Origin of the sequence: Methylobacterium sp. Leaf123, from assembly GCF_001423405.1 — a bacterium.
GTDB lineage: Bacteria > Pseudomonadota > Alphaproteobacteria > Rhizobiales > Beijerinckiaceae > Methylobacterium.
The window spans coordinates 107035-130080 of sequence record NZ_LMNS01000038.1 but is presented as its reverse complement, the minus strand read 5'-3'; the positions used below and the strand labels follow the sequence as shown (position 1 = coordinate 130080).

The following is a 23046-nucleotide window of genomic DNA, read 5'->3' as shown; positions in this document are numbered from 1 at the left end:
GCACGCAGGCCGCCGCTAACAGCCCCGCTTGCGTTAGGATTGGCACGATTTCGTCATAAAGCGTGGCTGAAATTTTCGCCGACGGACGGCGAGGACAGATCAGGGGTGAGTGATGGCGGTTCTGGTCACGGGCGGCGCGGGCTATATCGGCAGCCACATGGTGCTGGCGCTGGTCGATGCCGGCCATGAGGAGGTGGTGGTCCTCGACGACCTTTCGACCGGCTACGATTGGGCTCTGCCTCCGGAAGTGCGCCTCGTCGTCGGCGATGTGGCCGACCAAGCCCTCGTCACCGAGACGATCCTGCGTCACCAGATCGACGCGGTCGCGCATTTCGCGGCCAAGATCGTGGTGCCGGAATCGGTCTCCGACCCGCTGGGCTACTACCTCGCCAACACCGTGAAAACGCGCGCGCTCATCGAAACGGCTGCGCGCACGAATGTGCGGCACTTCATCTTCTCCTCGACGGCAGCCGTCTACGGCGAGCCCGAGATCGTGCCGGTGCCCGAGACCCTGGCGACGAACCCGATCAACCCCTATGGCCGCTCGAAGCTGATGAGCGAGTGGATGCTGGGCGATGCCGCCGCCGCGCACGGCTTCACCTATGGGGTGCTGCGCTACTTCAACGTGGCCGGGGCCGATCCGCGCGGGCGTTCCGGGCAATCGATGCCGGCCGCCACCCATCTGATCAAGGTCGCGACGCAAGCCGCACTCGGCCAGCGCACGCATCTCGATGTGTACGGCACCGACTATCCCACGCCCGACGGCTCGTGCCTGCGCGACTACATCCAGGTCTCGGATCTGGCCGCGGCGCATCTGACCGTGCTCGACCATCTGCGCAGCGGCGGCGAGAGCCTGACCCTCAATTGCGGCTACGGCCGGGGCTACTCGGTGCTGGAGGTCGTGGAGGTGGTCAAGCGCATCTCCGGCCGCGACTTCGAGGTGCGCCTGTCGCCCCGCCGTCCGGGCGACCCCGCCCAGATCATCGCGGGCGCCGACCGCATCCGCAACGAACTCGGCTGGACCCCGAAGCACGACGACCTCGACGCCATCGTCGCCCAGGCGCTCGCCTGGGAGGACACCCTGGCGAAGCGGAACCGGCGGTGAGTGCACTCCGCGCTGCCGTCATCCTCGCGCTGGCGATGCTGGCAGGGCCAGTCCGGGCGCAGGACGGCGACTTCTCCGGCTTCGTCGCCTCCCTGCGCCCCGACGCCACGGCCCGCGGCATCTCGCAGAAGACCTTCGACGCGGCCTTCGCCGGCATGCAGGGGCCGGACCCGGACGTGGTCGCCCGCACCCGCCGCCAGAGCGAGTTTAGCCGGCCGGTCTGGGACTACCTCGTCGGCGCGGTCTCGGGCGCGCGCATCGCCAGGGGGCAGGCGCAGGGCAAGCGCCTTGCCGCCACCCTTGCCGCCATCGAGGCCAAGACCGGCGTGCCGCGCTCGGTCGTGCTGGCTTTCTGGGGCGTCGAGTCGGATTTCGGCGCCAGCGCCGGCTCCCTGCCGACGATCCGGGCGCTGGCAAGCTTGGCTTACGCCCGCCACCGCGGCAGCCTGTTTCGCGACGAGCTGCTGGCCGCTCTCCAGATCCTCGAGAATGGCGATATCGAGCCGGCGCGGATGGTCGGTTCCTGGGCCGGCGCCATGGGGCAGGTGCAGTTCCTGCCCTCGGTCTATCTGCGGGAGGCGGTCGATTTCGACGGCGACGGGCGCCGCGACATCTGGCGCTCGGAGGCCGATTCGCTGGCCTCCATCGCACATTACCTGCAATCGCTCGGCTGGAAGCCCGGCCTGTCCTGGGGCTACGAGGTCAGCCTGCCGAAGGATTTCGACCTGACCCGCTACCGGGGTCCCCTCGCCGGCTTCGCCGCCCGCGGGGTACGCCGCACCGACGGCAAAGCCCTGCCGACGGGCGGCGAGGCGAGCCTGTTCCTGCCGGGCGGGCTCGGGAGTCCGGTCTTCCTCATCACCGACAATTTCGAGGTGATCCGCGGCTACAACACCAGCGATTCCTACGCCCTGGCGGTCGGCCACCTCGCCGACCGGCTGGCGGGAGGCCCGGCGCTCGCCGCGCCCTGGCCCAACGGCGCCGCCCGCCTCGATGGGCCGGGTCTCAAGCGTCTCCAGGCGGGACTCGCCGCGAAAGGTCTCTATGCCGGCGAACAGGATGGGCGCGCCGGCCCGAAGCTGCGCGAGGCGGTGCGGCAATACCAGATCCGCGAGGGCCTGCCCGCCGACGGTTACGCCCGGCCAGCGCTTCTGGAGCGCCTGGAGGGACGGCCATAGTGTCTCTCACAAAACCCCCGCGGCGCCGGCAGGCCAGAAGGGGACACGATCGGTGATCGGGCGTTTTGCGAGGCACGCTTAGACGCGCGCCCCTCAAGGCGCTATCCTGACGGGATGTGAGGTCGGCCCCGCGCCGTCCCCTCCCCTTCGATCGAGGCTTCGCGCATGCACCGCCGCCCGACCGATCGCACCGCGTTCCCGCGCTCCCCTGCGATCCTCGGCCTCCTCCTCGCGGCCCTCTGGCTCGCGGCGGCGTGGTCCGTCCTGCCGCAGCCGGCCGCGGCACAGTGGGGCGACAGCTACGACGCGCCCGCGGCCGATCCCTACGCCGCGCCGCCGCCGCGCCGCCGGGCCCGCGGCGCCTATGCCGACGAGTACGGCTATGGCCGGCCCCCCGCCCGCCGGGCCGCGCCGCCGCAGGAGGCGCCGCGCCAGTTCTACTGGCCGTGGGAGGACCAGCCGCGCGCCCAGCCGACCCCGCCGCCCCAGCCCTCGCCCGGCTATGCCCGGCCGTCGCGTCCGCGTGCGCCCGCTGCCGCCCCCACCCCCGCCACAGCGGGCCGCTCGGACGAGGAGCGGGCCGCCCGCCGCCGCCGGCCGAGCCCCGCCCCCGCGGTGGCGCAGCCCAAGGCCAAGGTGCCGAAGGCGGCGCCGACGACGCAGATCGCCGTGTTCGGTGACTCGCTCGCGAGCTACCTCGCCAAGGGCGTCGATGACGCCTTCTCCGAGAACGCCGAAATCGCCGTGCTCGACCGCTCGAAGGCCGATAGCGGGCTCGTGCGCAAGGATCTGGTGGATTGGGCCAAGACCGCCGAGGATTTTCTCAAGTCCACGCCGAAGGTCTCCTACGCCCTGATGATGGTCGGGTTGAATGACCGGCAGGCCATCCGGGAGGGCGATCAGAGCGTCGAGGCCCTGTCCGACAAGTGGCGTGAGATCTACGCCGCGCGGGTCGATGAGGTCGCCAAGGTGTTTGCCGAGCACAAGGTGCCGCTGATCTGGGTCGGCCTGCCGCCGGTCCGCAGCGAGAGTCTGAGCCGCGACTTCGCCGCCATCAACGATCTCGTGCGCGAGCGGGTGCAGCGGGCCGGCCAATCCTATGCCGAGGTCTGGCAGGGCTTCGTGGACGACCGCAACCGCTTCACCACCTCGGGGCCCGACGTGGACGGCCAGGAGGCGCGGCTGCGCACCTCGGATGGGATCCACTTCACCGCCGCCGGCTCGCGCAAGGTCGCCCACTTCGCCGATGTGGAGTTGAAGCGCCTGATGGGGGAGAAGGGCGGCCTGCCCTCCGAGCAGCCCGCCGCCGCGATCGCCGCCACGCCCGGTGAGGGCAGCGCCGGATTGGGCGTTGACGACACGGCCGCGATCGATCGCAAGATCACCGCGATGCTGCCGAGCCTGCCCGAGCCCCCGGGCATCCCGAGCCTGCCGGTCAAGCCCGCGGCGGGGCCGGTGGTGCCGCTCGGCCGCACCGAGACCTCGCCGGGCGGGACGCTCCTCACCGCCCGGCCGCAGGAGGGGGATGCCACCGGCACCCGCGAGCGCAGCTTACAGCGCGGCGCCGCCCCCCTGCCCCAGCCGGGCCGAGCGGACGATTTCCGCTGGCCTCCGGGATAAGGTCCCTCGACCATCAGATGGATCAGCTTTCGGCGGCCGGTGGGCCATGCGGAGCCGCCACGAGCCCGGCGCCGACGGCGATCCAGACCAGATGGGCGTCCGTGCGGGCGCCCAGCTTGGCCCGGATCAGCGAGAGATTGTTCTGAACCGTCTTGAGGCTGAGGCACAGCGCCTCGGCGATGGTCTGCGCCGTCGCGCCCGCCGCCGTCATGCCGAGAATCTCGACCTCGCGCGGGCTGAGTTCGTCGAGGCTGCTGCGCCCGCCGGCCACCTCGTCCTGCGCGATCGCCAGGGCGATGTCGGCGCTCATGGCCCGCTCGCCGCGCAGCACGCCCGCCGCCGCTTCCAGCAATTCGCGTGGGGCGCTCGCCTTGCTGACATAGCCGCTGGCCCCCGCCGCGAAGGCTTGGCGCGCGATGGCGGCGCCGGTGCGCATGCTGAAGACGAGGATGCGGGCCGCGCCGTCCCATTGCCGGATATGCCGGATCGCCTCGATGCCGCTCGGCCCCGGCAGCGACAGATCGAGGATCACGAGGTCCGGCCTCTGCGCCTTGTAGAGGCGGTAGGCCTCCGCCGCGGTCGCGGCTTCGGCCACGACCGCGAAACCCGGTTGCCGTTCGAACAGGCGCCGATAGCCCTCCCGCACGACAGGATGATCATCAACGAGGAGGATGGTCGTCATCGCCCGCCTCAACCGTGAACCGGAACGGTGACGCAGGCACGGATGCCACTGCCGTTCCCGGTGAGCGAGAGCTGGCCGCCGAGGGCGGCGAGCCGGGCCCGGATGCCGGGAAGTCCGCGGCCGGATGCGTGGGCCGCGCGGGCGGCGTCACCCCCGCCATCGTCGTCCACGGTCAGCGTAACGGTCCGGCCCCCGGCTCCGGTGCGCCGCAGCCGCAGGAAGACATGGCTCGGCCGTCCATGCCGCAGGGCGTTGGTCAGCAATTCCTGCGTGATCCGATAGAGGCTCGCCGACGCCTCGTCGGACAGGTCCCACCCGTCGCCCTCCACATCGAGATGCAGGCTCGGCCCGGTCCGCAGCCGCGCCCGCCAGTCCGAGACGAGGCCGCGGATGCCGTCGCCCAAGCCGATCCCGGCAAAGTCCGGGAGTTCGAGCTGGGCCAGGGCACCGCGCAGGCTCTCGCGCATGGAGGCGACGACCGCCTCGATGCCCCGCGCATCGGCGCGCAGATCTGCACGGTCCGTCGGCGCGCCGGCCTCGATCGCGGCGGCAAGCGCCCCTGCGGCAGCGAGGCATTGGCCGAACGCATCGTGCAGGTCACGGGCGAGGCTCTGCCGCTCCTCTTCCTGCACTTGGACGAGCCGCTGCATCAGCGCGGTCCGCTCGCTTTCAGTTCGGGCCAGGCGCCCGGCCAGCGCGTCGAAGGCGGTGGCGATCCGGTCGAACTCCGCCGCCCCGAAGCGCGGCAGGGGCGGACGGGACGCGCCGGCCTCGAAGCCGTCCAGATGGCGCACGATCCGTCCTGCGGGCGCGACGAGGCCGGCGGCGGCGAACCAGCCGAGAATCGCCGTAGCTCCGGCGAGTGAGAGGGCGAGGCCGCTCGCGAACCGCACCTGCCGCCACGCCCGGCCCGCGGCCGCGCTGGAATCCGGCCAAGCCGCGACGGTGCCGAGACGCCGCCCGCGATAGACGATCTCGTGGACGACCGGATCGCCGAGGGCGCTCGCCGACAGGACGGCGGCGAGCCAAGCCGGGGCCGTGCCCAGCCCATCCCAATCGCCGCAGAGCCGCCGTGGTACCTCGCTGCCGAGGCGGATCTCGGCGCAGATGCCTGGCAACAGCATCAGGATCGTCGGTTCGGCCTGGGGCTCGCCGACCGGCAGCGCCGCCGGCCCGACGCTGCCGAGCCCCGGTTGCCGGGCAAGGGCTGCGGCGATCCGCTCCGCCGACACGGCCGCCTCGCCGCGCAGGGCGCTGCGCGCGTCCCACAGGGTCCAGGCGACGGCGCCCGCCAGACAGAGCAGGGTCACGATCAGAAGGCGCAGGGCGAGATGCGCGGGCAGGCTCATCGGGGCGACCGTGCAGGGGAGCGTCGTCAGAGATGGCACCGGCCGCTGCCCAGGGCGCAAGGGGGACGGCGGGATGTCGGGAAAAATGCCCGCGCGGAAGCGGGAGCCGTTCCCTGGGCGGCGGTGACGAGGCGGCGCAGGATTTCGGTGACCCGTCCCCTCACCTGGATTGCCGCCGATGCCCGCTTTGCCGACCCGTCGAGCCGTTCTTGCCGCGGGCGCCTGCCTGCCGATCCTTCGGTTTCCCGAAGCGCGGGCCGCGGCCCCCGCCTATCGCGTCGGCGCCTTCACCGTCACGCCGCTGCGCGACGGCCTTTTCCCGTTGGAGCCCGCCATGATCCCCGGCGCCGACAGCGAGGCCGGACGGGCTCTGCTCGCGCAGGCCGGCTTACCGCCGAAGGGCCCCTCGCCGGAACCGGTCAACGCCTTCCTGATCCGGCGCGGCGCACGGCACGGATTGCTCGATGCCGGCTGCGGAACGGTCTTCGGGCCGGGCTTCGACCGGGTGACGGCGGCTCTCGCCGCGGAAGAGCTGCGGCCCGACCAGATCGAGACCGTATGGCTGACCCACCTCCATGCGGATCATGCGGGCGGCCTGCTCACGGGCGAGGGCGGCGCCCGCTTCGTCAACGCCGAGCTGGTGCTTCAGGAGCGCGAGGCTGCCTACTGGTCGGATGCCGGTGCGCGCTCCCGCGCGCCCTCCACGATGGGGCTGTTCTTCGACACCGCGCAGGCCGTGCTCGCTGCCTATGCCGGTCGGGTGCGCCGCGTCTCCGGCGGGGCCGACCTCGCCCCCGGCGTCTCGTTCCTGCCGCTGCCGGGACATACGCCCGGCCATGCGGGCGTGCTGATCGAGGACGGGCCGGAGCGGCTGCTGATCTGGGGCGACATCCTCCATTCCCGCCTGCTGCAGGTGCCGCATCCGGACTGGACCGTGATCTGGGATGTCGACCCGGCGGAGGCGATCGCCACCCGCCGCCGCATCTTCGACCGGGCTGCCAGCGAGGGGCTGGCAGTGACGGGCATGCATCTCGCAACCCGGTGCCGGATCGAGCGGGCCGGCATGGGCTACGAACTGGTCTGCGCCACACTCTGACCCTGCGGTCCGACCACGCCTCGCGCCCGCTCGCGAAGCAACCGGATCAGTGCCGCCGCTTCGGGTGTCGGCGCCCGCTCGATGCGGCAATAATCGCGGCCATCCACGGTCCGGCTCATCAGGCCGAGATGGCACATCGTGCGCCGAAGGATGGCCGGGTCGCCGAACAGATGCAGGGTGCCGAGGAGCGCGCTGATGCCGCGCTCGTCGAACCGGCGGTCGCGGGGAAGCGCCGACCAGATCGCCCACAAGCAGAGATCCTGAACCGATCGGCGGGCCGGCCAACTCGTCAGCCGCCCCTGCTCGTCGAAGCAGCGGGCGGCTCGAGCTACGAGCGCGGCATCGGCTTGAGCGGGCGCTCCGACGGCGTCGGATTCCAGCGGCACGAGACCCGCCGCCAGCGCGCGAAGATGCTGGAAGTTGCGGTGCCCTGCCGCCCGGGCCAGCATGTTGAGCATCTCGACGTGGCTCGGCGGTTTCGTTCGCGCCGTCATCTGGCTGCGAAGGGACTTGGCCAGCGCCGACACGTCATCGGTCGCGTAGGGGATCAGCTCTCTCGGCACGGTCATTCTCCGAGTGCCGTTCTCCGGATCGGAGGTCGAGGGTCACCGGCTTGCGACGCGGCACGGGAATGATGTCATGCCCAGGACGGAAATTGCAGGTTTAGCTCCCCTGTCGGGGCGGTGACGCCTGGGTGATCTGCAGACCCGCTTTCCGTCATAGCATTGCCTGCGATGACGGCAAGCCGGAGCGCTTGCACCGGTCGAGGGGCGGCGATGGAAAAAAGGGCACCGCCTCCCGGCGATGCCCCCGTGATCGGTTCAGATGCGCCGCGGTTCAGAGCGGCAGGACGGTCGCGCCCATCAGCGCCTCGTCGATCGAACGGGCGGCCTGACGGCCCTCGCGGATCGCCCAGACCACCAGGGACTGGCCCCGGCGCATGTCGCCCGCGACGTAGATCTTCGGGTTCGAGGTCAGGTAGTCCTGATCGTTGGCAGCGACGTTGCCGCGCTTGTCCACGGCCACGCCCGATTCCGAGACCAGCCCCTTCTGCACCGAACCGGCAAAGCCGATCGCCATGAAGACGAGGTCGGCCGGCAGCACGAACTCGCTGCCCTCGATCGGCTGGCGCTTCTCATCGACGCGGGCGCAGACCACGCCGGTGAGCTGGCCCTTGCGGTTGCCCTCCAGCCGCAGGGTCGCGGCCTGGAACTCGCGCTCGGCGCCTTCCGCCTGGCTCGACGAGGTGCGCATCTTGGTCGGCCAATAGGGCCACACCGTCAGCTTGTCCTCGCGCTCCGGCGGGCGCGGGCGGATATCGAGCTGGGTGACCGAGAGCGCGCCCTGGCGGAACGAGGTGCCGACGCAGTCGGACGCCGTGTCGCCGCCGCCGATGACGACGACGTTCTTGCCGGCGGCGAGAATCGGCAATTCGCCGTTGCCCGGCATCGGCTCGGCGCCGACCCGGCGGTTCGACTGCACGAGGAAGGGCATGGCGTAGTGCACGCCGTCGAGCTCCTGGCCCGGAAGCTGCGGGTTCCGCGGATCCTCGGCACCACCGCAGAACAGCACAGCGTCGAACTGGCTCGTCAGGTCCTCCAGGGGCACGTTGACCCCGATATTGGCCTTGTAGTGGAAGACGACGCCCTCGGCCTCCATCTGCTTCACACGCCGATCGATGTGGCGCTTCTCCATCTTGAAGTCGGGGATGCCGTAGCGCAGCAGGCCGCCGGCCTTGGGCTCGCGCTCGTAGACATGCACGTCGTGTCCGACGCGGGCGAGCTGCTGGGCCGCCGCCATGCCCGCCGGGCCGGAGCCGATCACCGCCACGCGCTTGCCGGTGCGGTGCGCCGACGGTTCGGGCTTCACCCAGCCCATGTTCCAGGCGCGGTCCGCGATCGCCTGCTCGATCGTCTTGATGGCGACCGGCTGGTTCTCGAGGTTCAGCGTGCAGGCTTCCTCGCAAGGCGCGGGGCAGATGCGGCCGGTGAATTCGGGGAAGTTGTTGGTCGAGTGGAGGTTGCGCGAGGCCTCCTCCCAGTCCGACTGGTAGACGAGGTCGTTCCAGTCCGGAATCTGGTTGTGGACCGGGCAGCCGGTCGGCCCGTGGCAGAACGGGATGCCGCAATCCATGCAGCGCGCGGCCTGTTTGGACAGGTCGTGCTCATCGAGCGGCAGCGTGAATTCGCGGAAGTGCCGCACGCGGTCGGCGGCGAGCTGATACTTCTGCTCCTGCCGGTCGAATTCGAGAAACCCGGTGATCTTGCCCATCGATCAGTCCAATCGCGCCGCTTTGCCTGTCGCGAGGAGCGTCCGTCGCACCGTGTCGAGCCGATCGGTCACGGCCGAAGCCAGTTCTCGATCGTCAGCCCGGTGATCCGTTCGAATTCCCTCGTGTTGTCCGTCACAAGAACGCTGCCATCCGCCAGCGCCTGAGCCCCGATGAGCCCATCATTCGCACCGATCGGCGTCCCGGCCCGTTCCAGCCCGAGACGCAGTTCCGCGTAGGTCCGGTCGAACGGCTCGCGCCAGGGTTCGATCGGGATTGATCCGAGCACGGCCTCGATCTGCCGAGACAGCCGCTCCGAGGCTTTTCGTAACGCGCCGTAGTCGAAGTTCCGCCGCGACGATGACACTCGTATAAACACGCGTCTCACCAACGCGCTCGATTTGCCCCGTCACCGGCCCCCTCGGCGAGCGGACGAGCGCCGAGAGGATGTTGGTATCGAGCAGATACCGCATTCAGAGCCGAACGTCGTCCGGCGGTCCATCCTCGATGTCCGGCCAGTCCTCATCGAGATCGTCGAGGCCACCGAGCACCGATAGGAGAGAAGGGACGGCGACCGGCTCGACGACGAGGCGGCCCCCCTCCGTGCGAAGCACCGCTTCGTTCCCGCCCAGCATGAAGCCGGGCGGGATATCGAGCCTCTGTCCGTCCGGTGTCCGGACGAGGCGGACGCGTGCGGTCAAGTCGCCCATGGCCTCTCCTACTCCGCCGCAACCGGCATGCGCGCCATCTCCATCTCGCGCAGCGCCCGGCGGTACTCGACCGGCATCACCTTGACGAACTTGGTGCGGAAGGCCGCCCACTCGTCGAGGATCTGCTTGGCCTTCGGCGAACCCGTATACTTCATGTGGTTGGTGAGGAGCTGGGAGAGGCGCTCCTCATCGTGGCCCGACATGTCCGCGAGGATGTCGACCCGGCCCTTGGTCTCCAGGTCGCCGTCCTGGTGGAAGCGGCGCATGAGGTCGTCTTCCTCCTCCACCGGCTCCAGATCGACCATCGACAAGTTGCAGCGGTCGCGGAACGAACCGTCCTCGTCGAGCACATAGGCGATGCCGCCGGACATGCCGGCTGCGAAGTTGCGCCCCGTCACGCCGATGGAGACCACGACGCCGCCGGTCATGTACTCGCAGCCATGGTCGCCCATGCCCTCGACCACGGTGATGGCGCCGGAATTGCGCACGGCGAAGCGCTCGCCCGCCGCACCGCGGATGTAGCACTCGCCCGCGATCGCCCCGTAGAGCACGGTGTTGCCGGCCATGATCGTGCGGGCGGGGGGCGCTTTCAGCGCGTCGCTCGGACGGATGATCAGCTTGCCGCCCGACAGGCCCTTGCCGACATAGTCGTTGCCGTGGCCGGTCAGGTCGAGGGTGACGCCCGCGGCGAGCCACGCGCCGAAGCTCTGTCCGGCGGTGCCGTTGAGCTTGACCACGATGGTGTCGTCGGGAAGCCCGTCATGGCCGTGGCGCTTGGCCACCGCGCCGGAGAGCATGGCGCCCGCCGCGCGATCCGAGTTGCGGATCACGTCGGTCAAAGTCACCGGCTCGCCGGTCTCGATGGCCCCCTCGGCGCCTGCGATCAGGCGACGGTCGAGCACCGTGTCGATCGGGTGGTGCTGCGTCTCGACGTGACGGATCGCCACCTCCGGCCCGACATTCGGCCGGTGGAACAGCTTCGAGAAGTCGAGGCCGCGGGCCTTCCAGTGCTCGATCGCCTCGCGCTTGTCGAGGAGGTCGGAGCGGCCGATCAGATCCTCCAGCTTCGTGAAGCCCATCCCCGCCATCAGCTCCCGCAGCTCTTCGGCCACGAAGAAGAAGTAGTTGATGACGTGTTCCGGCGTTCCCTTGAAGCGCTTGCGCAGCACCGGATCCTGGGTGGCGACACCCACGGGGCAGGTGTTGAGGTGGCACTTGCGCATCATGATGCAGCCGGCCGCGATCAACGGCGCGGTCGAGAAGCCGATCTGGTCGGCCCCCAGCAGCACGGCGATCATCACGTCCTTGCCGGTGCGGATGCCGCCATCGGCCTGGAGCGCGACCCGGCCGCGCAGGCCGTTCATCACGAGCGTCTGCTGCGTCTCGGCCAGACCCGTCTCCCAGGGACCACCCGCATGCTTGATCGAGGTGAGCGGGGCTGCGCCCGTCCCGCCATCGAAGCCCGAGATCGTGATGTGGTCCGCGCGCGCCTTGGCGACGCCCGCCGCGACCGTGCCGACGCCGACCTCGGAGACCAGCTTCACCGAGACGTCGGCGGCCGGGTTCACGTTCTTCAGGTCGAAGATGAGCTGGGCCAGATCCTCGATCGAGTAGATGTCGTGATGCGGCGGCGGCGAGATCAGGCCCACGCCCGGGGTCGCGTAGCGGACCTTGGCGATCTTGGCATCGACCTTGTGACCGGGCAGCTGACCGCCCTCGCCGGGCTTGGCGCCCTGCGAGACCTTGATCTGCATCATGTCGGCGTTGACGAGATACTCGGTGGTGACGCCGAAACGGCCCGAGGCCACCTGCTTGATCGCCGAGCGGCGCGAGCGCCCGTCCGGTCCGGTGATGAACCGGCGCGGCTCCTCGCCGCCCTCGCCCGAGTTCGAGCGACCGCCGAACGAGTTCATGGCGATGGCCAGCGTCTCGTGCGCCTCCTTCGAGATCGACCCGTAGGACATCGCGCCCGTGGCGAAGCGCTTGACGATCTCGGAGGCCGGCTCGACCGCCGCGATGTCGACCGGCGCGCGACCGAGATCGGCGGCGGTCTTGATCCGGAACAGGCCGCGCAGGGTCTTGAGGTGGTTCTCCTGCTCGTTCACCAGCCGGGCGTATTCGCGGTAGCGATCGGCCGCGCCGAGACGCACCGCGTGCTGCAGCGTCGCCACGGTGTCGGGCGTCCAGGTATGGGTCTCACCGCGCAGGCGGTAGGCGTACTCGCCGCCGACATCGAGGGCGTTGCGGTAGATCGGGGCGTCGCCGAAGGCGTCCTGATGGCGCAGGGTCGTCTCCTGGGCGACCTCGCCCATGCCGATGCCCTCGACCGTCGTCGCCGTGCCGAAGAAGTCCTTGGCCACGAAGTCCGAGTTCAGGCCGATCGCGTCGAAAATCTGCGCGCCGCAATAGGACTGGTAGGTCGAAATGCCCATCTTGGACATGACCTTGAGCAGGCCCTTATCGATCGACTTGATGTAGCGGTAGACGATCTCGTCGTTGGTCAGGTCCGGCGGGAACTCGTCCTTCATCGCGATCAGCGTCTCGAAGGCGAGGTAGGGGTTCACGGCTTCCGCGCCGTAGCCCGCGAGACAGGCGAAGTGGTGCACCTCGCGCGGCTCACCCGACTCGACCACGAGGCCGACCGAGGTGCGAAGCCCCTTGCGGATCAGGTAGTTGTGCACGGCCGCGGTCGCGAGCAGCGCTGGGATCGGGATGCGGTCCGGCCCGACCATGCGGTCCGACAGGATGATGATGTTGTAGCCGCCGCGCACCGCGACCTCGGCCCGGTCGCACAGGCGATCGAGCGCGCCCTCCATCGCCGCCGCGCCGGATTCGGCCGCGAAGGTGATGTCGAGGGTCTTGGTGTCGAAGCGGTCCTCGAAATGCGAGATCGAGCGGATCTTCTCGAGGTCGCCGTTCGTCAGGATCGGCTGGCGCACCTCGAGCCGCTTGCGGCGGGAGGCGCCCTCCATGTCCAGAAGGTTCGGGCGCGGGCCGATGAACGAGACGAGGCTCATCACGGCCTCCTCGCGGATCGGGTCGATCGGCGGGTTGGTGACCTGCGCGAAGTTCTGCTTGAAATAGGTGTAGAGCAGCTTCGGCTTGTCGGAGAGCGCCGAGAGCGGCGTGTCCGAACCCATGGAGCCGACCGCCTCCTGGCCGGTCACGGCCATGGGGGCCATGAGCAGCTTGAGGTCTTCCTGGGTGTAGCCGAAGGCCTGCTGGCGATCGAGCAGGGACACGTCCGTGCGCGAGGCCCGCGGCTGGATCGGGTGCAGCTCCTCCAGCACGATCTGGGTGTTCTTCACCCACTCGGCATAGGGGTGCGCGGAGGCCAGCTCGCCCTTGATCTCCTCGTCGGAGACGATGCGGCCCTTCTCCAGATCGATCAGCAGCATCCGGCCCGGCTGCAGGCGCCAGGACTGGACGATCTTCTCATCGGGGATCGGCAGCACGCCCATCTCGGAGGCGAGCACGACGAGGCCGTCATCGGTGACGATGTAGCGGGCCGGGCGCAGGCCGTTCCGGTCGAGGGTCGCGCCGATCTGGCGTCCGTCGGTGAAGGCGACCGCCGCCGGGCCGTCCCACGGCTCCATCAGGGCGGCGTGGTACTCGTAGAAGGCGCGCCGCTCCTCGCTCATCAGCGGGTTGCCGGCCCAGGCTTCCGGGATCAGCATCATCATCGCGTGGGCGAGCGAGTAGCCGCCGGCCACGAGGAATTCGAGGGCGTTGTCGAAACAGGCGGTGTCGGACTGGCCCTCGTAGGAGATCGGCCAGAGCTTCGAGATGTCGTTGCCGAACAATTCGGAATCGACGCTGGCCTGGCGCGCGGCCATCCAGTTCACGTTGCCGCGCAGCGTGTTGATCTCGCCGTTATGCGCGACCATCCGGTAGGGGTGCGACAGGCGCCAGGTCGGGAAGGTGTTGGTGGCGAAGCGCTGGTGGACGAGCGCCAGCGCCGAGACGAAGCGCGGATCCTTCAGGTCGAGATAGTAATGGCCGAGCTGGTGCACGAGCACCATGCCCTTGTAGACGATGGTCCGGCTCGACACGGAGACGGGGTAGAACGCCTTCACGCGCTCGTCTTCGAGGCCGTAGACCTTGTTCGAGATCACCTTGCGGGCGATGTAGACGCGCCGCTCGAAGGCGTCCTGATCGGTGACGCTGGCCGGGCAGCCGATGAAAACCTGCCGGTGATGCGGCTCGGTCTCCTTCACGGCCTTGCCGAGATCGGCGGAATCGACGGGCACGTCGCGCCAGCCCAGCAGCGGCAGGCCCTCGTCGGACAGCGTCTTCTCGACGATCGCCTCGATGCTGGCGCGGGCCTCCTCCGCCTTCGGCAGGAAGAACTGGCCGATGGCGTACTGGCCGGCGGGGGGCAGCTCGAAGCCGAGGCGCGAGCATTCCTCCGAGAAGAAGCCGTGCGGGATCTGGGTGAGGATGCCGCAGCCGTCGCCCATGGTCGGGTCGGCACCGACCGCGCCGCGGTGGTCGATGTTCTCGAGGATCTTGAGACCCTGCTGGACGATGGCGTGGCTGCGCCGATCATGCATGTCCGCAACGAAGCCGACGCCGCAGGCATCACGCTCGTGAGCGGGGTTGTAGGCGCCTTCGGCCGCAGGAAGGGCCGGGTCGCGCACGATCATCGGCGTGGCGCCAGCGCGCGACGGCGCGGCTTGCTCGCCGTTCATGACCGGCAACGACAGCTCAGACGGGATTTCACGCATCGTCCGCACATCTCCGACCCTGCCCGCATGCGAGCATGTTTCGTGCCCGTGACACCGTCGGTGTCCGGGCTGCCGCCTACTTTATACCGAGTCGGGTGGGGTCAGGTTCTTCCTGCCGGAATCGCCCGCCAACCCGCGGGCTGAAGCTCCGGCTTGTTCAGCCGGCGCTCGCCCGGATCGCCTCGACGGTCACCGGTTTCTCAGCTCGTTCGGACGTCACGTCGACCACGTGATGGATCCCCAAAGCCGGCCCGACGGCCAAGCACGACAAATGGGACAGTCTTGCTGTCCTATAGGTGGACGTTGCCAGATTTCATTCATTCCAGCAAGGGGCCGCTGACCCCCGTCGCTGACCTTTTGAACATGCCTCGGATACGCGCAGCGCACCCGTCTCTCGGCCTGGTCCAGATGGGAGGGCGCGTGCCGGGCGGCACTGCGTCACGACAATGGCACTGGCAGGTTCCGGGTCGGTTCGCAATGTCGCCCCAATCAACCGTTTAGAAAACCTTGCCGGCACGGAAGGAATGCGGGGATGCGTCTGCCGTGACGCCGGGGGACCCGCGATCAACAGCGGGCTCCCGGGACTTTCCTCTTCTTCTGCACAGCTTGGTTCGAGAGGTCCCTATGGCTTCGAGCCGTCACGCCAAAGGTCGAACCACGAGAGCGGCTTTGCGTCGCGGTCTCGGATTCGGCCTCCTTGCCGCGCTCCTGTCCGGCGCCGGCCTGCAGGCTGCTGCCGCCCAGGGCTTCTACCGTGAGATCTACGGGCCGCCACGGGTTGGCTACCTCGAGGATGACGGCCTGCTGCCGTCGCGCGAGGTCGTCGATGACCTGCGCGATCGCGGCTTCTCCGAGATCGGCCGTCCCCGTTACGACGGGCGGAACTACCGCGTGGAGGCGACGGGCCCGCGCGGCCAGCGCGTGCGGCTCGTGGTCGATGCCCGCGAGGGCGACGTGATCGGGCGCGAACCGCTCGGCGGCGTCTACTATCCGTCCGACCGTGTTCGCCCGGCGGCGCCCGGCTACGGCTGGACCGAGGAGGACATGCGTCCGCGCCGTCCGGTCCGCGAGGCCGAGCGCATCATGCCGCCCGCCGACATCCCCTCCGTTCCCGGTCTGCGCGCGACCCCGCCCGGCGGCGAGCGCAGCGCGGTGCGGGCCGAGCGCGTACCCCCAGCCACACGGCCGGACGCCAATCCCCTCGGCGTCAATCCGGATGTGGCGACCCGCTCCGAGCAACCTCGCCGCGCGGCGGCCCGGACCGCCCCTACCCCCAAGCTGCCGTCCCAGGCCCGCATTGCCCCGACGGCTCCGGAGCCCTCGCTCCGGTCTGGTTCGCCCGCGATGACCCCCGCCGCTAAGACCGAGCGGGACAAGACGGAGACGAAGGAAGCCAAGGCGGTCGAGCCGAAGTTGAGCGAGCCCCGGCCCGAAACCGGCAAGGCCGACACGAAGACTGAGGCCGCAAAGCCGGAGCTCGCTAAGGACGCCACGAAGACTGCCGAGTCGAAGCCGGCCGCCGGCAAGGGCTGGCAGGATCCGCCGGCCGACGGTCCGCGCAAGAACGTGCGGGTGATCGGCGGGGCGACAATCGTCCCCGGCGGCACCGGTGAGGCGAGCGGCGCCGAGTAAGGGGGTCGTCCGGGATGGCGCGGCTCAGCCGCCCTCCCCGGCCAGGATCAGCCGCTCGCGCCCCGAGAATACGGTCAGGGTGTCCGAGCGGGCGATGGCGCAGAGCGTCATGTCGTGGCAGCGCGCCCGCTCGATCGCGAGCGAGGTCGGGGCGGAGATCGCCACCAGCACCGAGGCGCCGAGGCTTGCGGCCTTCTCCGCCATCTCGAAGGAGCAGCGGCTGGTGATGACGAGAAAACCCTCGTCCGCCCGCACGCCCTGGCGCAGCAGTGCGCCGATGCACTTATCCAGAGCATTGTGGCGGCCGACATCCTCGCGCACCGCCAGTAGCGAACCGTCGAGGCCGGCCCATCCGGCCGCGTGGACCGCGCGCGTCTCCCGGTTCAGTCTCTGACGGTCCGAGAGGGCGGTCAGCGCCGTCTGGATCGCCGCCAGCGTCACCTGCGGGCCCTTGCCGGAGCGGGTCCGGGCAATCGGCAGGGCGGCGAGATCCTCGATGCCGCAGACGCCGCAGCCGGTGCGCCCGCTGATCGCGCGCTTGCGGGCGAGGTGCTCGCGAAGCCGCCCCGGAGCGAGATCGACCAGCAGCCTCAGCCCGCCCTCACCGGGCTCCACGGTGACGCCGCGGATCTCGTCGGGCGTCTCGATCACGCCCTCGGTGAGGCTGAAACCGTAGGCGAAATCTTCGAGATCGGCCGGGGTCAGCATCATCACCGCGTAGGGGACGGTGCCGTAGACGACGTTGACCGGCATCTCGACGGCCAGCGCCCGGGAGTCGGGCCGCGCCTCGGGCGCGTCATAGGCAACGACGAGTGTTCCGACCTTGACCGACGTCGCGGGACCGCCCGCGCCGAAGTCATCTCCGGCTTCTTGCTCAGGTTTTGCGCCGACGTCCTGCATCCGTATCCCCAGAGGCAGCCAAATTGCCCGCTGCGCAACCCTGATACCGCGTCCAAGCGACGCTTGGGGGCGCTGTTGTGGTTGCGGTTTTTTGATCAGTATGGTTCTACGTCGCAACCGCCCATCCGGCAGCGACACGGTCACGCCGGAACCGGCAAGGCCCGCGATACGATCGGGCAGTTCTGGGATTTGCGACGCTCGTCGGCAAATTCAAGGGCAAACAAACCATAGGCACCAGGGGAGCCAAGCGGGGACATGCGGACGACGCAGGCGCAACATCGGTTATCGTGGGGGCTCGCCGCGTTCGGCGCTCTCCTCGGTTCGTCCTCCTCCGCTCTCGCGGCCGGTATCGGTCAGCCCGAGCCGTGGCAGATGAGCCGTCAGATACCGGTCACGGCCGAGGCCGCTGACCTCCTCAACTTCGAGCACGGGCTGCACTGGATCGCCTTCGCGATCTCGGTCTTCGTTCTCGTTCTCATTCTCTACTGCATCTTCAAGTTCAACGAGAAGACGAACCCGACGCCGTCGCGCACCACGCACAACACGGCGATCGAGGTGGCCTGGACCATCATCCCGGTCCTGATCCTCGTGGCGGTGGCGATCCCCTCGTTCCGCACCCTGCGCACGCAGCTCTCGGACCCGAAGGCCGACCTCGTGGTCAAGGTCGTCGGCCATGCGTGGTATTGGTCCTACGTCTACCCGGCCGAGGGCGACAAGGGCGGCTTCACCTTCGACGCGAACGTCGATGAGGAGCAGCAGCCGAAGCTGCTCGCGACCGACAACGACATGGTCATCCCCGTCGGCAAGGTCGTGAAGGTGCAAGTCACCTCCGACGACGTCATCCACTCCTGGGCGATCCCCTCCTTCGGCGGCAAGATCGACGCGATCCCCGGACGCCTGAACCAGTGGTGGTTCAAGGCCGACCGCGAGGGCACCTATCACGGCCAGTGCTCCGAGCTGTGCGGCGCCCGTCACGCCTACATGCCGATCACCGTGCGCGTGGTCAGCGAGCAGGCCTACGCCGACTGGCTGACCGAGGCGAAGACCAAGTACGCCGCGATCGACAACGGCGCGCGCCTCGCGGACGCCCGCTGACGCTTCTCCGGGCCGGCACGCGCCGGCCGGATCTCCCTTCGCCAGAGGCGACAGACATCTGATTAAGGCAAGGATCGATGGCCACCGCCACAGCACATGCCGGGCATGACGCCCGCCACGACCATAAGCCCTCCTTCTTCTCCCGCTGGTTCCTCTCGACGAACCACAAGGACATCGGCACGCTCTACCTGATCTTCGCCTTCATGGCGGGCATCATCGGTGCGTTCCTGTCCTTCGGCATCCGCATGGAGATGGAGGAGCCGGGGCTCCAGTACTTCTCCAACCCGGCGACCTACAACGTGTTCGTCACCGGCCACGGCCTCATCATGGTGTTCTTCATGGTGATGCCCGCCCTCATCGGCGGCTTCGGCAACTGGTTCGTCCCGCTGATGATCGGCGCGCCGGACATGGCCTTCCCGCGGATGAACAACGTCTCGTTCTGGCTGACGGTGTCGGGCTTCGCCTGCCTCCTCTGCTCGCTGTTCGTCGAGGGTTCGCCCGGCGCGACCGGCGCGGGCACCGGCTGGACCGTCTACCCGCCGCTCTCCTCCTCGGCCGGCCATCCCGGCCCGGCGGTCGATTTCGCGATCTTCTCGCTCCACCTCGCCGGTGCGGGCTCGATCCTGGGCGCGATCAACTTCATCACCACCATCCTCAACATGCGCGCCCCCGGCATGACGCTGCACAAGATGCCGCTCTTCGCCTGGGCCGAACTCGTCACCGCCTTCCTGCTGCTCCTGTCGCTCCCGGTTCTCGCCGGTGCGATCACGATGCTGCTCACCGACCGTAACTTCGGCACCACCTTCTTCGCCCCCGAGGGCGGCGGCGATCCGGTGCTCTACCAGCACCTGTTCTGGTTCTTCGGCCACCCCGAAGTGTACGTGATGATCCTGCCGGCCTTCGGCATCGTCTCGCACATCATCGCCACCTTCTCGCGCAAGCCCGTCTTCGGCTACCTCGCCATGGCCTACGCCATGGTCGCCATCGGCGTCGTCGGCTTCGTCGTGTGGGCCCACCACATGTACACCGTCGGCCTGTCGCTCCAGACGCAGTCCTACTTCGTCTTCGCGACCATGGTGATCGCGGTGCCCACGGGCGTGAAGATCTTCTCCTGGATCGCGACGATGTGGGGCGGTTCGATCCGCTTCACCGCGGCGATGCACTGGGCAGTGGGCTTCATCTTCCTGTTCACGGTCGGCGGCGTCACCGGCGTCGTGCTCGCGAACTCCTCGGTCGATAAGTACCTGCACGACACCTACTACGTCGTGGCGCACTTCCACTACGTGCTCTCGCTCGGCGCCGTGTTCATCATCTTCGCCGGTATCTACTACTGGTTCCCGAAAATGACCGGCCACGTCATCCCGGAATGGGCCGGCAAGCTGCACTTCTGGCTGGCCTTCATCGGCGCGAACGTCCTGTTCTTCCCGATGCACTTCCTGGGTCTGGCCGGTATGCCGCGTCGCTACGCCGACTATCCGGAGGCCTTCGCCGGCTGGCACAAGGTCGCGACCCTGGGCGGTCACGTCTTCGCCCTCAGCATGATCGTCTTCGTGATCGGCATCGTGCTGGCCTTCCGCTCCAAGACCCGTGCTGCGGACAATCCGTGGGGCGAGGGTGCCACCACCCTGGAATGGACCCTCTCCTCGCCCCCGCCCTTCCACCAGTTCGAGACGCTCCCCAAGATCGTCGACGAGCCGGCCCACTAAGGGCGGGACGAAAACCGAAGATCGCGAGGACCGCCCCGGCGGTCCTCGCTCTTTCCCGGAGGCCTCCCACCCCTTGGGCGAGGCCTCCCGAAAAGGGCGGCGCCACGAACGGCGCGATCCGAAGACCTTTGAACACATCAGAACAAGCGTCAGAGCACGGTTTCCATGACGAGCCTGTCGAACAGCCTGAGCGCCGGCACCGGCCCCGCGTCGTTCTCCCCCGCTGCCGGCGGCGAGGTCTCCGACTTCTTCGCCCTGCTGAAGCCGCGGGTGATGGTGCTCGTCATCTTCACCGCGCTCGTCGGCATGGTGGTCTCGGATGCCACCGTAAACCCGGTGATCGCGGCGATCTCGCTGCTGATGATCGCCGTGGGCGCCGGCGCCTCGGGTTGCCTCAACATGTGGTGGGACGCAGACATCGACGCGCTGATGACCCGCACCGCCAAGCGTCCGATCCCGGACGGGCGCATCCGCCCCGACGAGGCGCTGGCCTTCGGCATCGTCCTGTCGGTCGGCTCGGTGCTGATCCTCGGGCTGGCCTCGAACTGGCTCGCCGCGGGGCTGCTCGCCTTCACCATCGTGTTCTACGCCGTGATCTACTCGATGTGGCTGAAGCGGGCGACCGCGCAGAACATCGTCATCGGCGGTGCCGCCGGCGCCCTCCCCCCGGTGGTGGGCCAGGCGGCGGTGACCGGCCATGTCGGCATCGAGTCGCTGGTCCTGTTCGCGATCATCTTCATCTGGACGCCGCCGCATTTCTGGGCGCTGGCGCTGGTGAAGAGCGGTGAATACGCCCGTGCCGGCATCCCGATGATGCCGAACGTCGCCGGCCCGGATTCCACCCGCCGCCAGATCGTTGGGTACTCCCTGGTCCTCGCACCGCTCGCCCTCGTGCCGGTCTGGCTCGGCTTCGGCGGCTGGCTCTACGCCGTCGTCGGCGTGCTCGGCGGCCTCGGCATGCTGGCCGGCGCGGTCCAGGTCTACCGGCTGCGTGAGGGCGAGCCCGAGCGCAAGGCGGCGATGGGCCTGTTCGCCTTCTCGATCCTCTACCTGTTCCTGCTCTTCTCGGCGCTGCTCGCCGAGCAGGGACTTGGATTGTTCCGCGCGGTCGCAGCGTGAGGCCCGCCATGTCCGATCTCCCCGAAGGGATCCGTCCGCTGACCCCGGAGGAGGCCAAGACCCGCCGCAAGCGCTCGGTCGCCATCGCCCTGACTTTGGGCGCCCTGGTGCTGTTGTTCTTCGTGCTGACGATTGCCAAGCTCGGTCCGCAGATCCTGCAACGGCCGCTCTGAAGGCGTGACCCGATGACGAATATGGGCGAGAGGCAGAAACAGGCGGCCCGCGGCACGCGCTGGACCGTGCTCGCCTGTGCGGGCGTCGTGCTCGGCATGGGCGGCCTCGCGGCCGTCTCGGCGCCGCTCTATTCGATGTTCTGCAAGGCGACCGGCTTCAACGGCACGCCCCTCGTCGGCGCCGCGCCCTCCGCTCCGACCGGCGAGGCCCTGGCTCCGGTCTCGGTGCGCTTCGATACCAACGTCTCGAAGAACCTGTCCTGGCGCTTCCAGCCGGAGCAGTCGCGGGTCGAGGCCGTGCCCGGCCAGACGGCGACGGTGTTCTTCAAGGTGACGAATACCGGCCCGGCACCCGCGGCCGGCATCGCCGTGTTCAACGTGCAGCCCGACCTGATGGGCAGCTACTTCGTCAAGGTGCAGTGCTTCTGCTTCGACGAGCACACGTTGCAGCCCGGCGAGTCGGCGGAATTCCCGCTGGTGTTCTACGTCGATCCGGCCCTGCGCAAGGATCCGGATATCGGCGATCTCTCGGAGATGACGCTGTCCTACACCTACTACCCTTCGAAGAACGGTGCGCCGGTGGCGGAGGCGGCCAAACCCGCCGCCACCCGCAACTTTTGAGGGGCGAAGCGGCGGCCAAGCGTGACAATGGCGCGACCGCCGCAGTAGAGGGTTTTCAACCGAGGTCCGGTCCCGCCGGACCTCCAAGGCAACAGGGCCCGGCCGTCAGGCGGTGACGGGCAAGGGCTGAGGGAGAACCATTGCGATGGCCGGGGCGCACGCCAAGAACCACGATTACCACATCATCAACCCGAGCCCGTGGCCGCTGCTGGGCGCGTTCTCCGGGTTCCTGATGGCGTTCGGCGCCGTCTTCTGGATGAAGGGTCTCTCCGCGGGCGGCCTCGCCATCGGCCCCTACGTGTTCGGCGCCGGCACACTCGGCGTGCTCTACACGATGCTGTCGTGGTGGCGCGACGTCACGCACGAGGCCAATTCCGGCGACCACACCCGCGTCGTCCAGCTTCACCACCGCTACGGCATGATCATGTTCATCGCCTCCGAGGTGATGTTTTTCGTGGCGTGGTTCTGGGCCTATTTCGAGGCCGCGCTCTACACCGCCGACCCGATCCAGCCCCAGCGTGTCGAGTTCACCGGCGGCATGTGGCCGCCGAAGGGCATCGAGGCGTTCGACCCCTGGCACCTGCCGCTCCTCAACACCCTGATCCTGCTCACCTCGGGCACCACCGTGACCTGGGCTCACCACGCCCTGCTGCATGGCGACCGCAAGGGCCTGAAATACGGCCTGTGGCTGACCATCATCCTCGGTGTGCTGTTCACCGCCTGCCAGGCCTACGAGTACGCCCACGCCCATTTCGGCTTCTCGGGCTCGATCTACTCGGCGACCTTCTTCATGGCGACGGGCTTCCACGGCGCCCACGTCATCATCGGCACGATCTTCCTCGCCGTCTGCCTGCTGCGCACCTACCAGGGTGACTTCACCCCGAAGCAGCATCTCGGCTTCGAGTTCGCCGCTTGGTACTGGCACTTCGTCGACGTGGTGTGGCTGTTCCTGTTCGCCGCCATCTACGTCTGGGGCGCGGGCGCCGGCGGTGCGGCCCACTAACGGGTCGAGCCGACAGCCTCCGCCGCCCTGCTCGGGCGGCAACCCTGAAGGGCGGCGCGAG

General features: G+C 69.0%; 19 protein-coding genes. 11 read left to right on the top strand and 8 right to left on the bottom strand.

Going from position 1 to position 23046, the window contains the following annotated elements; genetic code table 11:
• Window positions 1–112: 112 nt before the first annotated feature.
• The 3 genes from galE (at window position 113) to ASF53_RS20215 (ending at window position 3903) form a co-directional block, all read left to right on the top strand.
• Window positions 113–1105 carry a UDP-glucose 4-epimerase GalE gene (galE, locus tag ASF53_RS20225; RefSeq protein ID WP_056202869.1) on the top strand — a complete coding sequence of 331 codons (993 nt, stop codon included), beginning with the start codon at window positions 113–115 and terminating at the stop codon, window positions 1103–1105.
• Window positions 1102–2283, top strand: coding sequence for a lytic murein transglycosylase (locus ASF53_RS20220; protein ID WP_056202866.1), 1182 nt, complete (start codon window positions 1102–1104; stop codon window positions 2281–2283). The genes galE and ASF53_RS20220 overlap by 4 nt, the downstream gene beginning before the upstream one ends.
• Before the next feature lie 165 nt (window positions 2284–2448).
• Window positions 2449–3903, top strand: a complete 1455-nt coding sequence (locus ASF53_RS20215) for an SGNH/GDSL hydrolase family protein (RefSeq protein WP_056202863.1) — start codon at window positions 2449–2451, stop codon at window positions 3901–3903.
• A gap of 22 nt (window positions 3904–3925) precedes the next feature.
• On the opposite strand, the gene ASF53_RS20210 is transcribed toward ASF53_RS20215, so the two are convergent.
• Both ASF53_RS20210 and ASF53_RS20205 read right to left on the bottom strand, forming a co-directional pair.
• Complete coding sequence (locus ASF53_RS20210; RefSeq protein ID WP_056202860.1) at window positions 3926–4585, bottom strand: response regulator; 660 nt, start codon at window positions 4583–4585, stop codon at window positions 3926–3928.
• An 8-nt stretch (window positions 4586–4593) separates the two neighbouring features.
• The gene (locus ASF53_RS20205) at window positions 4594–5934 is read right to left on the bottom strand and encodes a sensor histidine kinase (protein WP_056202857.1); all 1341 of its coding nucleotides are present in this window, start codon (window positions 5932–5934) and stop codon (window positions 4594–4596) included.
• 178 nt (window positions 5935–6112) lie between these two features.
• Between ASF53_RS20205 and ASF53_RS20200 the strand changes: the two genes are divergently transcribed.
• Window positions 6113–7030, top strand: coding sequence for an MBL fold metallo-hydrolase (locus ASF53_RS20200; protein WP_056202854.1), 918 nt, complete (start codon window positions 6113–6115; stop codon window positions 7028–7030).
• Here the strand turns inward: ASF53_RS20200 and ASF53_RS20195 are convergent.
• The 5 genes from ASF53_RS20195 to gltB all read right to left on the bottom strand — a co-directional run bounded on the left by ASF53_RS20195 (window position 7003) and on the right by gltB (window position 14736).
• Entirely contained in the window at window positions 7003–7599 is a 597-nt protein-coding gene (locus tag ASF53_RS20195; RefSeq protein WP_056202851.1) for a DUF2087 domain-containing protein, read from the bottom strand. The two genes, ASF53_RS20200 and ASF53_RS20195, sit on opposite strands and share 28 nt — an antisense overlap.
• A gap of 268 nt (window positions 7600–7867) precedes the next feature.
• On the bottom strand, window positions 7868–9301 hold the full coding sequence (locus ASF53_RS20190) for a glutamate synthase subunit beta (RefSeq protein WP_056202849.1): 1434 nt from the start codon (window positions 9299–9301) through the stop codon (window positions 7868–7870).
• Between the two features lie 68 nt (window positions 9302–9369).
• Window positions 9370–9588 carry a PIN domain-containing protein gene (locus ASF53_RS27035; RefSeq protein WP_353652184.1) on the bottom strand — a complete coding sequence of 73 codons (219 nt, stop codon included), beginning with the start codon at window positions 9586–9588 and terminating at the stop codon, window positions 9370–9372.
• Between the two features lie 184 nt (window positions 9589–9772).
• On the bottom strand, window positions 9773–10009 hold the full coding sequence (locus tag ASF53_RS20180; RefSeq protein WP_056202846.1) for a hypothetical protein: 237 nt from the start codon (window positions 10007–10009) through the stop codon (window positions 9773–9775).
• A gap of 8 nt (window positions 10010–10017) precedes the next feature.
• On the bottom strand, window positions 10018–14736 hold the full coding sequence (gene gltB / locus ASF53_RS20175; RefSeq protein ID WP_056203848.1) for a glutamate synthase large subunit: 4719 nt from the start codon (window positions 14734–14736) through the stop codon (window positions 10018–10020).
• Between the two features lie 624 nt (window positions 14737–15360).
• On the opposite strand from gltB, the gene ASF53_RS20170 reads away from it, so the two are divergent.
• On the top strand, window positions 15361–16368 hold the full coding sequence (locus ASF53_RS20170; protein ID WP_056202844.1) for a hypothetical protein: 1008 nt from the start codon (window positions 15361–15363) through the stop codon (window positions 16366–16368).
• Window positions 16369–16392: 24 nt separating this feature from the next.
• Here the strand turns inward: ASF53_RS20170 and fdhD are convergent, their stop codons facing one another.
• Complete coding sequence (gene fdhD, locus ASF53_RS20165) at window positions 16393–17268, bottom strand: formate dehydrogenase accessory sulfurtransferase FdhD (protein WP_056202841.1); 876 nt, start codon at window positions 17266–17268, stop codon at window positions 16393–16395.
• Window positions 17269–17523: 255 nt separating this feature from the next.
• On the opposite strand from fdhD, the gene coxB reads away from it, so the two are divergent.
• The 6 genes from coxB to ASF53_RS20135 all read left to right on the top strand — a co-directional run bounded on the left by coxB (window position 17524) and on the right by ASF53_RS20135 (window position 22985).
• On the top strand, window positions 17524–18363 hold the full coding sequence (gene coxB, locus ASF53_RS20160; protein WP_056202838.1) for a cytochrome c oxidase subunit II: 840 nt from the start codon (window positions 17524–17526) through the stop codon (window positions 18361–18363).
• A gap of 77 nt (window positions 18364–18440) precedes the next feature.
• Window positions 18441–20069, top strand: coding sequence for a cytochrome c oxidase subunit I (gene ctaD, locus ASF53_RS20155; RefSeq protein WP_056202835.1), 1629 nt, complete (start codon window positions 18441–18443; stop codon window positions 20067–20069).
• Between the two features lie 165 nt (window positions 20070–20234).
• A complete protein-coding gene (locus tag ASF53_RS20150; RefSeq protein ID WP_056202832.1) occupies window positions 20235–21188 on the top strand; it encodes a heme o synthase in 954 nt (317 codons plus the stop codon).
• An 8-nt stretch (window positions 21189–21196) separates the two neighbouring features.
• Window positions 21197–21361, top strand: a complete 165-nt coding sequence (locus tag ASF53_RS26370) for a cytochrome c oxidase system small membrane protein (RefSeq protein WP_056202830.1) — start codon at window positions 21197–21199, stop codon at window positions 21359–21361.
• Window positions 21362–21373: 12 nt separating this feature from the next.
• Window positions 21374–21982 carry a cytochrome c oxidase assembly protein gene (locus ASF53_RS20140; RefSeq protein WP_056202827.1) on the top strand — a complete coding sequence of 203 codons (609 nt, stop codon included), beginning with the start codon at window positions 21374–21376 and terminating at the stop codon, window positions 21980–21982.
• Window positions 21983–22127: 145 nt separating this feature from the next.
• On the top strand, window positions 22128–22985 hold the full coding sequence (locus ASF53_RS20135; protein ID WP_004446930.1) for a cytochrome c oxidase subunit 3: 858 nt from the start codon (window positions 22128–22130) through the stop codon (window positions 22983–22985).
• Window positions 22986–23046 lie beyond the last annotated feature (61 nt).

Bases quoted from the DNA above. Each gene is read 5' to 3' on its own strand.
- galE (WP_056202869.1), top strand. From the start codon at position 113: ATGGCGGTTCTGGTCACGGGCGGCGCGGGCTATATCGGCAGCCACATG.
- ASF53_RS20215 (WP_056202863.1), top strand. From the start codon at position 2,449: ATGCACCGCCGCCCGACCGATCGCACCGCGTTCCCGCGCTCCCCTGCG.
- ASF53_RS20210 (WP_056202860.1), bottom strand. From the start codon at position 4,585: ATGACGACCATCCTCCTCGTTGATGATCATCCTGTCGTGCGGGAGGGC.
- ASF53_RS20205 (WP_056202857.1), bottom strand. From the start codon at position 5,934: ATGAGCCTGCCCGCGCATCTCGCCCTGCGCCTTCTGATCGTGACCCTG.
- ASF53_RS20200 (WP_056202854.1), top strand. From the start codon at position 6,113: ATGCCCGCTTTGCCGACCCGTCGAGCCGTTCTTGCCGCGGGCGCCTGC.
- ASF53_RS20195 (WP_056202851.1), bottom strand. From the start codon at position 7,599: ATGACCGTGCCGAGAGAGCTGATCCCCTACGCGACCGATGACGTGTCG.
- ASF53_RS20190 (WP_056202849.1), bottom strand. From the start codon at position 9,301: ATGGGCAAGATCACCGGGTTTCTCGAATTCGACCGGCAGGAGCAGAAG.
- ASF53_RS20180 (WP_056202846.1), bottom strand. From the start codon at position 10,009: ATGGGCGACTTGACCGCACGCGTCCGCCTCGTCCGGACACCGGACGGA.
- gltB (WP_056203848.1), bottom strand. From the start codon at position 14,736: ATGCGTGAAATCCCGTCTGAGCTGTCGTTGCCGGTCATGAACGGCGAG.
- ASF53_RS20170 (WP_056202844.1), top strand. From the start codon at position 15,361: ATGGCTTCGAGCCGTCACGCCAAAGGTCGAACCACGAGAGCGGCTTTG.
- fdhD (WP_056202841.1), bottom strand. From the start codon at position 17,268: ATGCAGGACGTCGGCGCAAAACCTGAGCAAGAAGCCGGAGATGACTTC.
- coxB (WP_056202838.1), top strand. From the start codon at position 17,524: ATGCGGACGACGCAGGCGCAACATCGGTTATCGTGGGGGCTCGCCGCG.
- ctaD (WP_056202835.1), top strand. From the start codon at position 18,441: ATGGCCACCGCCACAGCACATGCCGGGCATGACGCCCGCCACGACCAT.
- ASF53_RS20150 (WP_056202832.1), top strand. From the start codon at position 20,235: ATGACGAGCCTGTCGAACAGCCTGAGCGCCGGCACCGGCCCCGCGTCG.
- ASF53_RS26370 (WP_056202830.1), top strand. From the start codon at position 21,197: ATGTCCGATCTCCCCGAAGGGATCCGTCCGCTGACCCCGGAGGAGGCC.
- ASF53_RS20140 (WP_056202827.1), top strand. From the start codon at position 21,374: ATGACGAATATGGGCGAGAGGCAGAAACAGGCGGCCCGCGGCACGCGC.
- ASF53_RS20135 (WP_004446930.1), top strand. From the start codon at position 22,128: ATGGCCGGGGCGCACGCCAAGAACCACGATTACCACATCATCAACCCG.